This is a genomic window from Bradyrhizobium elkanii WSM2783, assembly GCF_000472865.1.
GTDB classification, from domain to species: domain Bacteria; phylum Pseudomonadota; class Alphaproteobacteria; order Rhizobiales; family Xanthobacteraceae; genus Bradyrhizobium; species Bradyrhizobium elkanii_A.
Map to the genome: position 1 here is coordinate 31225 of NZ_AXAP01000065.1, position 15193 is coordinate 46417.

Genomic DNA, 15193 nt, shown 5'->3' on the forward strand with positions numbered 1-15193 from the left:
GCTACTCACACGCTTAGATCATGATCCTCGCGGAAACCCGTATCCGCGCTTCCGGATCATGCCCTGCCCCCACGCCTTACTGGGTTGTCCTCGATGCCGCAAGAATAAGGCGGTCGGACGGCGGCAGGTCGAACCGCGGCTCGAGCCCCAAAAGCGGCGCAATACGGGCGATGACCTTGCCGCCGGTCGGCACCGCGTTCCAACCCGAGGTGATGAAACCATGGGTCTCCGGCAGCGCCTTCGGCTCGTCCAGCATCACCAGCAGCTGGTACATCGGTTTATCGGCCGGCAGGACGGCGGTGAACGAGTTCAGCACCTGTTTCTTGGAATAGCGGCCGCCCACCACCTTTTCCGCGGTGCCGGTCTTGCCGCCGATGTAATAGCCCTTGACGTCGGCCGACTTGGCGGTCCCGATCTCGGCATTGAGCCGCATCAGATAACGGATCTTGTCCGACGTCTCGGGCTTGATCACCCGCTTGGCCATCGCCTTGGCGTCCTCCTCCGACCGTTTGAGGAAGGTCGGCGGAATCAGATAGCCGCCATTGACCATCGCATTGATGCCCATCACCGCCTGCAGCGGCGCAACCGCGATGCCATGGCCGAAGGAGATGGTGATCGTGTTCAGTTCACCCCAGCGCTTCGGCACGATCGGCGATGCGCTCTCCGGCAATTCGGTGCGGAGACGGTCGAGCTGGCCGACCTTCTTCAGGAATGCCTTGTGCGCCTCGACTCCTTGCGCAAGCGCAATGCGCGCCGCGCCGATATTGGAGGAGAAGGTGAACACTTCCGACAGCGAGATCGCCCGGCCCAGCGAATGGGCGTCGTGGATCGCGAACTTGCCATAGTGCAGCGCGCTGCGCGCATCATACATGGTGTTGAGCGTAGCCTTGCCGGAATCCAGCGCCATCGCCAGCGTCAGCGTCTTGAACGTCGAGCCCATCTCGAATACGCCCGTGGTCAGGCGGTTGATGCGATCGGGATCGTGCGCTTCCTTCGGATTGTTCGGATCGAAATCGGGCAGTGAGACCAGCGCGACGATCTCGCCGGTCCGGACATTGGAGACGAGGCCCGATGCCGCCTTGGCCTTGTACTTCTCCTTGGCCTTCAGGAGCTCGTCGCGCAGCGCATGCTCGACGCGCAGATCGATCGACAGTTCCACCGGCTTCTGCAAGCGGTCGGTGGCAAAGCCCGCGCGATGCAGATCGGCCAGACCGTTATTGTCCAGCCACTTCTCCATGCCGGCGATGCCCTGGTTGTCGATGTTCACAAGGCCGATCAAATGGGCAACGGTGGGGCCGGTCGGATAGATGCGCCTGTTCTCGCGCAGGAAGCCGACGCCGGGAACGCCGAGGCGATGGATATCCTGCTGCTGTTGCGGCGTGATCTCGCGCTTCAGCCAGACGAAACCTTTTCGCGACGACAGACGGTCGCGCACTTCGGCGGTGTCGAGATCAGGCAGCGTCGCGGTCAGAAGCTCGATCGCCTCGTCCTTGTCGATGATGCGGCGCGGTTCGCCAAACAGGCTCGGCGCTTTGACGTCGGTCGCGAGGATTGCGCCATTGCGGTCGATGATATCAGGGCGCGCGGTGGCGATCGCATCCTGCGAGGCGGTGCGGCGCGCGCCGTGGCTGTCGGCGCCCATCGCGAACATCACGAGCCGCCCGGCAATGATGGCGTAGACGGCGGCAAACGCGATGATCGCGAGACCGACCCGGGCGCGCGCCTTCGCGCTGCGGTCGACATTCCGCCCGTAGAGCAGGCCGCGGATCAGCCGCTGCCGCCACGGCTCGGCCGGCTTTGTACTTGGCGCGCGGTCGGTCATTGCTGATCTCCCTGCTGCGCGGGGTCTGGTACCGACCCGGTCACGCTCTCCTGGTCGGCGGCGGCCTCGATGGTGTTGATCATCGCGCCGATCGGGTCAGGCGCGCCCGGCCGCGCGAGGTTCGGCGGACGTTCGGGCAAGTTCTTCAACGAGTCATATTGATTGGCGATGAGCGGCTTCAACGCGAGATGACGCTCGGCCAATCCCTGCAGCCGAAGCGGCGAGTCGAGCTTGGCCCATTCGGCGCGCAGGGTCGCGATCGCATCGCGCTGCTCGCGGATTTCCGCATTCAGCCGCAGCACGCGCTCGGTACGGGCCGTCGATTCCATCTTGATGCGGTAGACATAGGCCGCACAGGCCACGAGGAAACCGATCACGAGGAAATGGAGGATGCGCATGCGCTAGCCTCCCCTCATCACGCGTTCGAGCGTCGGCCATGACGGCGGCTCACCCTCGGCATGCACTGGTGCTTCGGTGCGCTCGGCGGCGCGCAGTTTGGCCGACCGCGCGCGAGGATTGGCCGCGATCTCGTCCTCGGACGGCGTCAGCGGGCGCTTGGTCAAAATCTTCAAGCTCGGCGCCATCTGCGCCACTTCGGGCAGATGCCGCGAACCGCTGGAAACCTTGCCGCGCTCGCCGAAGAAATTCTTGACGATGCGGTCTTCCAGCGAATGGAACGAAACAACCACGAGCCGTCCGCCCGGCTTCAGCACACGCTCGGCGGCGGTGAGCGCACGCAGCAACTCATCGAGCTCTTCGTTGACGAAGATGCGCAGCGCCTGGAACGTCCGCGTCGCCGGATGGATCTCGTTCGGCTTGGAGCGGACGACCCTGGCGACGATGTCGGCCAGCGCTTGCGTCGTCTCGATCGGCGCTTCCTTGCGCGCGGCCACGATGGCGCGCGCTACGCCGCGCGAGTGCCGCTCCTCGCCGAAGAGATAGATGATGTCGGCAAGTTCGCGCTCGGACGCGGCTGCGATCACATCCGCCGCGGTCGGCCCCGCATGCCCCATCCGCATGTCGAGCGGGCCCGCCAGACGGAACGAGAAGCCGCGCGCAGCCTGGTCGAGTTGCATCGAGGAGACGCCGATGTCCATCACCACGCCGTCGACGGCCTCCACACCTTGGGCGGCACAGATGTCGGCGAGATTGGAGAAGCGGTCCTCGACCAGCGTCAGCCGGCCTTCGGAGCGATCAACCAGATCGAAGCCGCCCGCGATCGCCGACCGGTCGCGATCGAGGCCGATGACGCGGGTTCCAGCCACGTCGAGAATCATGCGGCTGTAGCCACCGGCGCCGAAGGTGGCATCGATATAGATGCCGCCGGTGCGCGGATTCAGCATGTCGACCGCCTCGCGGCCGAGCACGGAAATGTGCGGCGCAGCAGGCGTCATGCGCCGGCTCCGAATGTTGTCCGGCGTAGGGGATCGAAACTGGACACGGACCAGCCCATGGCGCCTCGAATAGTTACGCGTCACGCCGCGGTTCCGTCCGAGCAGCCGCGGCACGGAGCACGCGCCGGTTCCCATATCAGGCCGCAAATCCTGATTCCCGACCGGAGTTTGCTGGGCTGCCATGGGATTTCGCGCGCAAGCGGGCCTCGGCCGCCCCTCAAAAACCGGTTCGGCTATTCACCACTTAGTAACGGCACTTAGCGTTAAGAAAGCGTTGCCGAATCCTTCACGGTTTATTTTGCTTTTTAGTCACACGCGGAACTCGCTGATGCGCGCCATCCACAGGCGGACCTAAAATTCGCGGGATGGCGCCGATGTGATTGCACCCGCGGCAGGGTAAAGGAATAGTAAATTGAAGGCTGTCCGGAAATTGCAGGACTGCCGTTTTGAATTTGAGATTTGGGATGTCGTCTGGTTCGTTCGCGTCTGCTGATTCGAAGCGTCAACGCGCCCTTCCCGTTCCGAGGGCCATCGCCGACATGAAGACCTTTACTCCGGACTCCTCGATCGTCTCCGACGTCATCCCTTCGGTGAATTTCGGCGAACGCGCCAACGACCGGCAGCCCGACATGATCGTGCTGCATTACACCGGCATGCCCGACGTCGAGGGCGCCATCGCCCAGCTCTGCACCGCCGGCACCGAGGTCTCAGCACATTACATCGTGCTGGAGGATGGCCGCATCGTGCAGTGCGTGCCGGAGAGCAAGCGCGCCTGGCATGCCGGCGTCTCCTGCTGGGCCGGCGAAGAGGACATCAATTCCTGCTCGATCGGCATCGAGATCATCAACCGCGGCCATGACTGGGGCTATCCGGATTATCCGCTGCGCCAGATCGCAGCGGTGATCGCGCTGTGCCGCGGCATCATGCTCCGCCGCAACGTGCCTTCGTATCGCGTGCTCGCTCATTCCGACGTGGCGCCGGCGCGCAAGAAGGACCCCGGCGAAAAATTCCCGTGGCATTCGCTGGCCAATTCCGGCGTCGGGCATTGGGTTCAGCCGGCGCCGATCGTACGCGGGGAGACGCTCCAGCTCGGCGCGATCAACGATAACGTCACCAACATGCAGCAGGCATTCGCCCGCTACGGCTACAACATCCCGACCAACGGCAAGTTCGACGGCCCCACCATGGAAGTCGTCACCGCCTTCCAGCGCCATTTCCGCCAGGAGCGCGTCGACGGCATCGTCGATCGCTCGACCATGACCACATTGCATGCGCTGCTGGAGAGCCTGCCGCCGGAAGCGACCGCGACAGTGGTTGCGGAGAAGTAGGCGAGTCTTTTTCGTCGCCGTCATGCCCGGGCTTCTTCTGGGCATCCACGCGTTCTTCGCGCGTAAGGACGTAGATGGCCGGGACAAGCCCGGCCATGACGACTACTGCTCCATCTCCGCGATGCGCCGCGCATAGAGCCGGCGCAGCGGCTCCAGTTGCGTCGCGGCGGTTGCCGCCCGATACGCTTGGCGCGCGGCGTCGGTGCGCCCGAGGCGGCGCAGCAGATCGGCGCGGACAGCCGGCAGCAATTCGTAACCCTTGAGGCTGCCGCGCGCTTCCAGCGCGTCGATCAAATCGAGCGCACGCGCCGGGCCGTCGACCATCGACACCGCCGCGGCATGGTTCAGCTCGATCACCGGTGACGGGCTGATGCGGAGCAGCACTTCATAGAGGCCGGCGATCTGCGGCCAGTCGGTGTCATTATAACTCGGCGCACGGGCATGCAGCGCCGCGATTGCGGCCTGCACTGTGTAGGATTGCGGCCGGCCGGGCATGCGCAGCGCTTCCTCCACCAATCGCAGGCCTTCGGCGATCTGGCTGATGTCCCACAGCGAGCGATCCTGCTCCTCCAACAGCACGATGTCGCCGCCTGCGGTTTCGCGGCCGGCGCGGCGCGCGTCGTGCAGCAGCATCAATGCCAAGAGCCCCTTGATCTCGCCGCGGGCAGGCATCAGTGCATCGATCAGCCGCGCCAGCCGGATCGCCTCGCGCGCCAGATCCGGGCGCATCAGGTCCTCGCCGGAGGTCGCCACATAGCCTTCGGTGAAGACGAGATAGATCACCGCCAGCACGCCGCGCAGCCTCGGCTCCAGCGCCTCGCGCGCCGGCACCTCATAGGGAATGCCGGCGAGGCGAATCTTCTGCTTCGCGCGCAAGAGCCGCTGCGCCATCGCGTCCTCGCTGACGAGGAACGCGCGCGCGACCTGGGCCGCCGAGAGGCCGCAAACCGTGCGCAGCGTCAGCGCGACCTGCACCTCGTCGGCAAACGACGGATGACAGCAGGTGAAGATCAACCGCAGCATGTCGTCGTCGAGCGTGGCATCGACGAGCTCGGAGGGAGCGGACGCGTTGAGCAGAAGTTCGTGCGTCAGCTCCTGCTGCTTGCCGCGGAAGACGGCGTTGCGGCGGATGCGATCGATCGCCTTGTTGCGGCCGACATTGACCAGCCAGGCCCGCGGGTTCTGCGGCAGTTCGCCCGCATACCAACGCTCCAGCGCCACCGCGAACGCCTCCTGCAGCGCGTCCTCCGCAAGATCGAAATCGCCGACGAGGCGGATCAGCGTCGCCAGCGCCCGGCTCGCCTCGTCGCGGAAGATCTTTTCGATCTGGGTTGGAGTCATATGGTCGTGCCACCTGCTCCGCTGTCATTCCGGGGCATCGCGAAGCGATGAGCCCGGAATCCATTGCACCTCCGCGCTGGCGGGGCGATGGATTCCGGGCCTGCGCCTTACGGCGCATCCCGGAATGACGCTACTGAAAGACCGTCAATCATACACCCAGATCGGCCTCACCTCGATCGCGCCGAGCCTCGCACTCGGGATGCGCGCGGCGATCGCGAGCGCCGTGTCGAGGTCCTTGGCTTCGATCAGATAGTAGCCGCCGAGTTGCTCGCGCGTCTCCGCGAACGGGCCATCCGTCGTCAGCGTCTTGCCGTCGCGCACGCGCACCGTGGTCGCGGTCGTCGTCGGCCGCAGCCGGTCGCCGGCCTTGAAATTGCCGCTCTGGATGATGGACTGGGTGAACTTGCCGTATTCCTCCATCATCTTCTGACTCGTTGCCGCGTCGAGTTTCGCGTACTCGACCTCATTCTGGTAGATCATCAACAGATACTGCATCGCGAAGTCTCCTTTTCATCGGCTGGATCGCCGACATCCAGTCGAGCGGGGCCGACGCAAAACGACATCTTCAGGATAGTTTATTTTAGTGAGGTTCCGCAGGCCGCTTTCGCCTTGACCTTGCGGCCACAAACCCCCATGCCTACTGGCGTCAGTCGGCCGGACGGCCGCTCCCGCAAGCGCCGAAAGGCCGCGGGGGAGGAAAGTCCGGGCTCCATCGACATGCGGTGCCGGATAACGTCCGGCGGGGGCAACCCCAGGGAAAGTGCCACAGAGAACGAACCGCCCGCCTTCGCCCTTCGGGGCCGGCGCGGCAAGGGTGAAAAGGTGCGGTAAGAGCGCACCGCGTTTCCGGCAACGGAGACGGCATGGCAAACCCCACCGGGAGCAAAACCGAATAGGGACGGCACCGCAGGCTGTTCGCGCAAGCGATAACGCTGCAGGGCGATGTCAGGCCCGCCGTCCGGGTAGGTTGCTCGAGGCCGTCTGCAAAGGCGGTCCCAGAGGAATGGCCGTCACGTACCATTCGCGAGAATGGTGCCCTACAGAACCCGGCTTACAGGCCGGCTGATGTTCTAAAGCGTTTTCAAGCGAAGTGGGTTTCCGGTTCGCGTGAAGAAAACGCCTCTTGGTGGACCAAATGAGGGGTTCGGCGCAACACGCCGGACCCCTCGCCATTTTTGGGGCGCCGTGAAATGACGTCGCGAGTTACGGCCATGGTACCTACCGGGCTCGTCGTATAAACGTCGGGCCAATGACAATGAGAACAAGACGATGATGGGCGGATTCGCCCTGGCGGTGCTGTTTGGCGGCGCGTTGGCCGGGGGCTTCGTATCCGGCCTTGCCGGCTTCGGCACCGCGCTGATGGCGCTGGGGATCTGGCTTTACGTAGCGCCGCCTGCGGTTGCCGTGCCTTTGGTCCTGATCTGCTCGGTCGTCGGCCAGCTCACGACCCTGCCCTCGATCTGGCGCTCGATCGATTTCAAGCTGGTCTGGCCGTTTGTGGTCGGCGGGCTCGCCGGCGTGCCGCTCGGCACGCTGCTGATCGCCCATGCCGATCCCAACACCTTCAAGCTGACGATCGGCGTGTTTCTGCTGGTCTTTCCCACCGCGCTCTATTTTCAGCGCAGGCCAATGGCGATCAAGTTTGGCGGCAAGCCGTTCGACGGCGCCATCGGATTTGCCGGCGGCATCCTTGGCGGCCTGGCCGGCCTCTCCGGCCCGCTACCGATTCTCTGGGCCAGCGTGCGTGGCTGGACCAAGGAGCAGCGGCGCGGGATTTTCCAGAGCTTCAACTTCACGGTGCTGGCGACGGCGCTGGTGCTTCAGGCATTCGCCGGCTTCGTCACCAGGGAAGTCCTCGGGCTCGCTGTCGTGACCTTTCCGGCGACGGTGGCCGGCGCATGGCTCGGCGCGCGAATCTATCACGCGCTGAGCGACCGGAATTTCACAAACATCGTGCTCGGGCTTTTGTTTCTCTCCGGCATCGGGCTGGTGTGGAGCGGAATTGCTCCGAGATAGCGTGCGCATGGCTGCCATATGCACCGAGTAGATTGCTGTACGCGGGGCAGTGAACCCGCTATCCACGCCTATCATGTCGTCATCCTCCTCGCGCGAACGTTTCGGCCTGTTGCTGGGCTTCATCGGCATGGCGATCTTCGGCGGCACGCTGCCGGCGACGCGGCTTGCCGTCGCGGAAATTGATCCGATTGCCCTGACCGCGATCCGCACCGCAATCGCCGGTCTATGCTCGCTCGCGCTCCTGCTCGTGTTGCGGCGGCCGCTGCCGCGGCGGGCGCTATGGCCGCAGCTTGCGCTGGTGATGCTGTGCGTCGCCATCCTGTTTCCACTGCTGATGGCCGAGGGCATGCAGCGGGTTGACGCCTCCCATGGCGGCGTCGTGCTCGGCGTGCTGCCGATCGCGACCGCGCTGGTGGCGGTCGCCATCACCCACGAGCGGCCGCGGCCCTTGTTCTGGGTCGCCGCTGTCGTCGGCGCCGCGCTCGTGATCGCCTTTGCGCTGCGTGACGGCGGCGGCACGCTGTCGACGGGCGACCTCTTCCTGTTCGCCTCCGTTGCGGTTTCCGCCGTTGGCTATGCCTTCTCCGGACGGCTCACCGCGGAGATGCCGGGCTGGGAAGTCATCAGTTGGGTGCTGGTGATTGCGTTGCCGTTCGCGCTGCCGGCGGCGGCGCTGACGATGCCGGCCGATCCGATGCACATTTCGCTGAAGCCCTGGCTTGGCCTGCTCTACGTCGCGCTGTTCTCGCAATGGATCGGCTTCTTCGCCTGGAATGCCGGCATGGCGATGGGCGGGATCGCGCGGGTCTCGCAGGTGCAATTGTTGCAGCCCTTCGTCACCTTCGTGCTCGCCTCGCTGTTCAATGGCGAGACGATCACTTGGCAGGTCGTGCTGTTCGCCGCCGCCGTGGTGGCGACGGTCGCGATCAGCGCGCGCACGCGGGGGCGAAAGGCTGTCGTTCCGGGGCGGCGCAAAGCGCCGAACTATGGTGCGCACTTGCGCACCTGAGAACCTCGAGATTCTCAGATGCGCAATTGCGCATCGTAGTTCGCGCTCACGCGCGCCACGGAATGACGGCGACTACTCCGCCGCGGAGACCTCGTCGAACTCCATCGCCTGCCGCTCGAACAGGCTGCGATAGATGCCGCCCGGCCGCGCGGTCAGCGCGGCATGGGTGCCCTGCTCGACGATCTCGCCGCGATCGAACACCAGGATGCGGTCGAGGCCGCGCACCGTCGACAGCCGGTGCGCGATCACGATCGAGGTGCGGCCCTTCATCAGTCGTTCCATCGCCTCCTGAATCAGCGCCTCTGATTCCGAATCCAGGCTCGAGGTCGCCTCGTCCAGGATCAGGATCGGCGCATCGGCGAGGAACGCGCGCGCCAACGCGACGCGCTGCCGCTCGCCGCCGGACAGTTTGACGCCGCGCTCGCCGACCAGCGTGCCGTAGCCCTTCGGCAATCGCATGATGAAGTCGTGCGCATTGGCAAGCCGCGCCGCCTGCTCGTTCGCCGCCATGCTGGCGCCGGGCCGGCCATAGGCGATGTTCTCGGCCAACGAACGGTGGAACAGGATCGGCTCCTGCTGCACGATCGCGATCTGGCTGCGCAGCGATTGCTGCGTCGCGTGAGCGATATCCTGGCCGTCGATCAGGATCCGTCCGCCCGAGACGTCGTAGAGCCGCTGCACCAGTTTCACGAACGTGGTCTTGCCCGAGCCGGACCTGCCGACCAGGCCGACCCGCTCGCCGGCGCGGATATCGATCGACAGCGCATCATAGAGCGGCGTGCGATGGCCGCCGTAGAGGAAGGTAACGTTGTCGAAGGTGATCCTTCCGCCCTGGACGTCGATCGTCTTTGCGTCAGGCGCATCGACGATGCCGAGCGGCTCGCCATGGATGGTGACGAGCTCCTCCATGTCGTTGACCGAACGCTGCAGGTTGTTGATGTGCATGCCGACGTCGCGCAAGTAGGCGTGGATGACGTAGTAGCTCGTCAGCACATAGGTGACGTCGCCCGGCGAGGCGCGGCCGGCAAGCCACAGCAGGATGGCGCCGCCGATCACCGACGCGCGGAAGCACAAGAGCACGACGAGCTGCGCCATATTGGTCGCATTGTAGCGCAGCCAGGTGCGCAGCACCCGCCTGCGCCAGCGGGCGATGACACCGGCAAGCCGCACATCCTCGCGCGCTTCCGCGCCGAACGATTTCACCACCGCGTTGCAGGTGAGCGCGTCCGCCAGCGTGCCGCCGACCTTGGTGTCCCAGGCGTTGGAGACGCGCGCGGCCGGAGCAATATAGTTCACCGAGAGCACGATGGTCATCGCGACATAGACCACCGCGCCGACACCGATCACGGCGCCGAGCACGGGCCAGTGCAATCCGAGCAGGATCATCGAGCCGACCAGCACCATCAGCGACGGCAACAGCGCCATCAGGACGGTATCGTTGAGCAGGTCGATCGCCCACATGCCGCGGGTGATCTTGCGCACGGTCGAGCCGGCGAACGAATTGGCGTGCCAGTCGGTCGAGAACCGCTGCACCCGCGCGAACGCCTCGCGCGCCACATCCGACATCGTCGTCAGCGTGAACGGCACGATCGCCTGCAACCCCATAAACCGCAGGATAATCGACAACAGGCCGAGCGCGACGATACCGCCGAACGCGATCAGCGCCGCATGTCGCGCCGCCTGGTCCGAAGTGCCAAGCGTAAGCGCATCGACCAGATGGCCGGAATAGACCGGCATGAAAAGGTCGGCCACAGTGGCGCCGAGAAAGCCGACCAAGACGGTCGTGGCGCGATAGGGCTGCCTCAGCCAGTGGCGGAATACAAACGGGATCACGACGCGGATCGCGGCGGGACGTTTGCTAGTCGAAAGAGTCATGGCGCAATCCAGCCGCGCTCGCGCGCAGGCCGGCTCCATCTGAATTGACGCGCGACGGCGCAAAAGCGCGCGAGGCGGATGTCGTTGAAAGATCGGTAAGTTGTTGGAAGGCTTGGAGGACCGGGACGTCAGCCCCGGTCAGAACTGGTGGTCAATGGCGCGACCGAATATCCAGCACAAGCATCGAACGGGGGCGTGCGATCTGCGAATAAGCCAAAATCATGCAAATCTCCCCGGTTCGAGCGACGATGTGTTGCTTATAAATGCGTCACGCCTGATTTGCAAGATGACAAAGCCGTGAGCGCATCTCTTCGCGGCTTAATGTCCGCCACCCGTAGGTGCGGCCGCCGACGGCTTGTTCAGCAGCAGGACGAGAAGACTGAGGCCGACATAGAACACGGTCAACATGAAGAAGGCGTCGCCATAACCCATCACCGCGGCCTGGCGGTGCACGATCTGCGACAATTGCTTCAGCGCCATCATCGCGGAATCGCCCATGCCCTGCATGCGCTGGGTGAACATGTTGAGCGTCTCGACCGCCGTCGCATTGCCCCAATGCACCCGATCGTGCAGACGCGAAATGTGCAGGTCGGTGCGCTCGTTCAGCACCTGGTTGATGATGGCCAGTCCCACCGCGCCGCCGAGATTGCGCATCAGGTTGAACAGGCCGGAGGCATTCTTGACCAGATGTGGTGCCAGCGTGCCCAGCGCAATGTTGTTGGTCGGCACCATCGCGCACATCATGCCGATGCCGCGCAGGATCTGCGGCACCAAGAGTTCGTAGAAGTCATAGTCGCGCGTGATCCAGGTCATCTGCCAGGAGCCAAGCGCGAAGGTGACGAGGCCGAAGGCGATGATGTAGCGCAGATCGACCTTCTGCATCAGCTTCCCGACGACCGGCGCCATCAGGAACATCGTGATGCCGGAGACGAACATGGTCTCGCCGATCATCAGCGCGCTGTAGCCGCGAACCTCCGCGAGATAGCGCGGATAGATGTAGGTCAGGCCGTAGAGGCCGATGCCGATGCAGAACTGCAGCACGCAGCCGATCGCGAAATTGCGGTTGCCGAACGTCCTGAGATCGACGATCGGCTCTTCCACCGCGAATACGCGCCAGAAGAAGGCAATCGCGGAGATAAGGCAGACCGCGGCGAAGAACGCGACCGAGGTGTCCTGCAGCCACTCGTATTGCGGCCCCTCCTCCAGCACATATTCCAGCGAGCCGAGGAAGCCCGCCATGAACAAGAGGCCCCACCAGTCGAAGCGCTCGAGCAGCGAGAAATTCGGCTGGTCGAAATCGATCAGCGCGAGCACGCCGATGGTGATGCCGATGCCGGGCACGATGTTGATGAAAAACAGCCAGTGCCACGACAGCAGGTCCGTGATGTAGCCGCCCACCGTGGGACCGACGGTCGGTGCCAGCGTCGCGACCAGTCCGATGATCGGCGCGACGATGTGGAACTTCGAGCGCGGAAAGATCGTGTAGGCCGAGGCGAACACCGTCGGGATCATGCCGGCGCCGAGAAATCCCTGCAGCGCGCGCCAGAGGATCATCTGCTCGATCGAGGTGGCAAAGCCGCACAGGAAGCTCGAGACGGTGAAGCCGAAGGCGGAGATCGCGAACAGCAGCCGCGTGCCGAGCGCGCGCGACAGGAAGCCGGACAAGGGAATGGCGATGACCTCAGCGATCAGATAGGCGGTCTGCACCCAGGAGACTTCGCTCGAGCTCGCCGAGAGGCCGGCCTGGATGTCCGAGAGCGATGCCGAGACGATCTGGATGTCCAGGATCGACATGAACATCCCGAACACCATGATGATGAAGGCGACCACCCGCTTCGGCTCGATACGCTCGGTGGCGGCCGCAGCGTTCATCATGTTCGGCGAAGCGGTGGTGGCGTCGGCCATATCTGCTCACCTGCGCCCGGGATTTTCTTTCGGACTCAAACTATCACTGCGGATGAATCATCATCGGTGCATCGAGATCGGCATCATCGTCGGCGTCGTGTGCACCCTCGCTTGTATCCACGGTGGTGTAGACCGACATGCCGGCGCGCAGCAGGTTCTGCCGCGCGACGCTCTTCGGCACGCGGATTCGAACCGGCAGCCGCTGCACGATCTTGGTGAAATTGCCGGTGGCGTTGTCCGGCGGCAGCAGCGTGAACACCGAACCTGCGGCCGGTGAAATGCTGTCAACCACGCCCTTGAACTTGCGGTGGCCGTAGGCGTCGACCGAGATCGTCACCGGCTGGCCCGGGCGGACACGCTTGAGCTGCGTCTCTTTATAATTGGCGTCGATGAAGACATCGTCGAGCGGCACCACATTGCCGAGCCGCTGGCCGACCTGGATGAAGTCGCCGACATTGACGAGACGGTTGGAGAAGGTGCCGTCGACCGGCGCGCGCACCGTGGCGAAATCGAGATCGCGCTCGGCCTTGGCGAGCTGGGTCTGCAGTTCGGCGAGCGTGGCGCGGGCCTCGTTCTGCTGCGCCTTGGTCACCTCGACATTGTCGCGCGCGGCGTCATAGGCGGCCTGCGCCGACTTCACCGCGGCAACGCCCTGGTCACGGTTTGCCTCCGAGACTTCGAAGGTGGCGCGCGAGGCAAAGCCCTTGGTGCTCAGCGCCTGCTGGCGGTCGAAATCGAGGCCGAAGCGCTTCAGGTTCGCTTCGGCGGAGACGAGTTGTGCCTGCGCCTGCTCGACTGCGCTTTCCAACGCGGTGACCTGGCGGCCGATGCGCTCGATGGTCGCCTGCTGGGTGGCGATCCTGCTGCGCGCCGCGTCGACCGCGATCCGGTAGTCGCCGTCGTCGATCCGGAAGATCACTTCGCCGGCGCGAACGATCGCGTTGTCGGCAGGCAGGATCGCCGCCAGATGGCCGGAGACACGCGCGCCGAGCATGGAGTTGTTGGCGCGCACATAGGCGTCGTCGGTCGAGATGTAGAAGCGTCCGGCAACGAACCAGTAGACGCCGTAGCCGACGGCGGCGAGTGCGAGCAGGCCGAGCACACCCATCATGACGAATCTGCGCTTGGCGGGTTTTGGCGCGGCGGCGGCCTGTGCTGGCGCTGCCGGCTGCTCCGGTGCAGGCGCGGCCGGCGTTTCGGCAGGCCGGCGCTTGGCTTCTTCGGGAGCGGGGCCACGAAGCTGCTCTGCCGGCTGAGCTGATGTGTTGCGCACGGACTCGCCCTCGACCTCCGGCTCGGAGCGAACGACGCGTGCAGCCTGATCTCTCGCCGCGGCCATGGCCGGACTCCTCATTTACCCCGTCACGACGCAAGCGAGGCCCTGCGGCTGGTGCGGCATCGTGTCTTTACATCTATCATTGACCGAACGGTTCGGTCAAGTTACATTACTTTGGAGGAACCCTAAGGAGAAAATCGCTTCCGGACAGTAGCCCGGACGGAAATGTTCTCCGAGAGACTAAACCAATGGTTGCAGGCCGGACATCCCCGCTTCAGATCGTTGCCGAGGAGGACTCCTCGAAGCGGCGGCAAATTCTCGACGGTGCCCGCAAGGTGTTCCTGGAATTGGGTTTCGACGGAGCCAGTATGGGCGAGATCGCCCGCGCCGCCGGCGTCTCCAAGGGCACGCTCTACGTCTACTTCGACGACAAGTGCCGGCTGTTCGAGGCGATCGTCGAGGAAGAGAAGATCGAGCAGAGCAAGGCGGCTTTCAATTTCGATCCGCAGCGCGACGTCGATACCACCCTGCCCGAATTCGGGCGGGCCTACATCGCCCTGCTGTGCCGGCCTGGCGGCGGCTCGGCGATCCGCACGGTGATGGCGATCGCCGAGCGGATGCCGGAGGTCGGCAGCCGATTTTACGAACAGGTGATCGCGAGCAACGTCAAACGCTTCGCGACCTATCTCGAAGCTCGCGCCGCGCACGGCGAGCTTGCGATCGACAATTTCGAGCTCGCTGCCTGGCAATTCATGCAGATGTGCCAGGCGACGCTGTTCCAGGCCTTCATCTTCCAGGCCAAGCCCTCGCCATCGCCCGAGCAGATCGCCACCGTCGTCGACAGCGCAACGCGGGTGTTCCTGGCGGCGTATCGGCCGAAGCCGGCGTAGCGGCGACGCCGGTTTTGCCCCTCATGGTGAGGAGCGCGTAGCGCGTCTCGAACCATTTGGCCCCGCTAGAGCGATTCATGGCTAGGCTGAATCGGTAGGGATTCCCCTGCGGGCCGGTTTGTGATTCAAGATGTTGGCTGGGTCTGGGGGCCAGCATCTGATGAGCCGACCTCTTTCCAATGATCTGCGTGAACGTGTCGTTGCAGCTGTAAGTGGGGGCGAGAGCTGCCGGGCGGTTGCGACGCGATTTGGCGTGGCGGTGTCCTCGGTGGTGAAGTGGTCACAGCGCTATCGTGCGACGGGCTCAGTGGCGCCCGGCAAGATAGGCGGATACCGC

General features: G+C 64.5%; 13 protein-coding genes and 1 other RNA gene. 6 read left to right on the forward strand and 8 right to left on the reverse strand.

Annotated elements, in window-relative coordinates; genetic code table 11:
• Nucleotides 1-76: 76 nt before the first annotated feature.
• From YY7_RS0136375 to rsmH, 3 genes are read right to left on the reverse strand one after another with little or no spacing between them, the layout of a single operon-like run.
• On the reverse strand, nt 77-1822 hold the full coding sequence (locus YY7_RS0136375) for a peptidoglycan D,D-transpeptidase FtsI family protein (RefSeq protein ID WP_028167505.1): 1746 nt from the start codon (nt 1820-1822) through the stop codon (nt 77-79).
• On the reverse strand, nt 1819-2220 hold the full coding sequence (gene ftsL, locus YY7_RS0136380) for a cell division protein FtsL (protein ID WP_028167506.1): 402 nt from the start codon (nt 2218-2220) through the stop codon (nt 1819-1821). Before ftsL ends, YY7_RS0136375 begins: the two co-directional genes overlap by 4 nt.
• 3 nt (nt 2221-2223) lie before the next feature.
• On the reverse strand, nt 2224-3216 hold the full coding sequence (gene rsmH, locus YY7_RS0136385; RefSeq protein ID WP_245287526.1) for a 16S rRNA (cytosine(1402)-N(4))-methyltransferase RsmH: 993 nt from the start codon (nt 3214-3216) through the stop codon (nt 2224-2226).
• Nucleotides 3217-3680: 464 nt separating this feature from the next.
• Here rsmH and YY7_RS0136390 point away from each other — a divergent pair, with 464 nt between their 5' ends.
• Entirely contained in the window at nt 3681-4544 is an 864-nt protein-coding gene (locus YY7_RS0136390; protein WP_028167508.1) for an N-acetylmuramoyl-L-alanine amidase, read from the forward strand.
• 102 nt (nt 4545-4646) lie between these two features.
• On the opposite strand, the gene YY7_RS0136395 is transcribed toward YY7_RS0136390, so the two are convergent.
• Both YY7_RS0136395 and YY7_RS0136400 read right to left on the reverse strand, forming a co-directional pair.
• Complete coding sequence (locus YY7_RS0136395; RefSeq protein ID WP_028167509.1) at nt 4647-5885, reverse strand: RNA polymerase sigma factor; 1239 nt, start codon at nt 5883-5885, stop codon at nt 4647-4649.
• Nucleotides 5886-6029: 144 nt separating this feature from the next.
• Nucleotides 6030-6380, reverse strand: a complete 351-nt coding sequence (locus YY7_RS0136400) for a YciI family protein (protein WP_028167510.1) — start codon at nt 6378-6380, stop codon at nt 6030-6032.
• Between the two features lie 151 nt (nt 6381-6531).
• On the opposite strand from YY7_RS0136400, the gene rnpB reads away from it, so the two are divergent.
• The 3 genes from rnpB (at nt 6532) to YY7_RS0136410 (ending at nt 8910) form a co-directional block, all read left to right on the forward strand.
• An RNA gene (gene rnpB / locus YY7_RS56995) (RNase P RNA component class A) lies at nt 6532-6955 on the forward strand.
• Nucleotides 6956-7157: 202 nt separating this feature from the next.
• A complete protein-coding gene (locus tag YY7_RS0136405) occupies nt 7158-7901 on the forward strand; it encodes a sulfite exporter TauE/SafE family protein (protein ID WP_028167511.1) in 744 nt (247 codons plus the stop codon).
• Nucleotides 7902-7974: 73 nt separating this feature from the next.
• Complete coding sequence (locus tag YY7_RS0136410) at nt 7975-8910, forward strand: DMT family transporter (RefSeq protein ID WP_035691796.1); 936 nt, start codon at nt 7975-7977, stop codon at nt 8908-8910.
• A gap of 72 nt (nt 8911-8982) precedes the next feature.
• Here the strand turns inward: YY7_RS0136410 and YY7_RS0136415 are convergent, their stop codons facing one another.
• The 3 genes from YY7_RS0136415 to YY7_RS0136425 all read right to left on the reverse strand — a co-directional run bounded on the left by YY7_RS0136415 (nt 8983) and on the right by YY7_RS0136425 (nt 14029).
• Entirely contained in the window at nt 8983-10785 is a 1803-nt protein-coding gene (locus YY7_RS0136415; RefSeq protein ID WP_028167513.1) for an ABC transporter ATP-binding protein, read from the reverse strand.
• 318 nt (nt 10786-11103) lie between these two features.
• On the reverse strand, nt 11104-12690 hold the full coding sequence (locus YY7_RS0136420; RefSeq protein ID WP_028167514.1) for a DHA2 family efflux MFS transporter permease subunit: 1587 nt from the start codon (nt 12688-12690) through the stop codon (nt 11104-11106).
• Between the two features lie 43 nt (nt 12691-12733).
• Entirely contained in the window at nt 12734-14029 is a 1296-nt protein-coding gene (locus YY7_RS0136425) for an HlyD family secretion protein (protein WP_028167515.1), read from the reverse strand.
• Between the two features lie 185 nt (nt 14030-14214).
• On the opposite strand from YY7_RS0136425, the gene YY7_RS0136430 reads away from it, so the two are divergent.
• Both YY7_RS0136430 and YY7_RS58915 read left to right on the forward strand, forming a co-directional pair.
• Nucleotides 14215-14856 (forward strand): TetR/AcrR family transcriptional regulator, encoded by a 642-nt coding sequence (locus tag YY7_RS0136430; RefSeq protein ID WP_028167516.1) that lies wholly within the window; start codon nt 14215-14217, stop codon nt 14854-14856.
• A gap of 130 nt (nt 14857-14986) precedes the next feature.
• Nucleotides 14987-15193, forward strand: a 207-nt coding sequence (locus YY7_RS58915; protein ID WP_283807016.1) for a helix-turn-helix domain-containing protein, incomplete at its 3' end; no start/stop codon positions are given.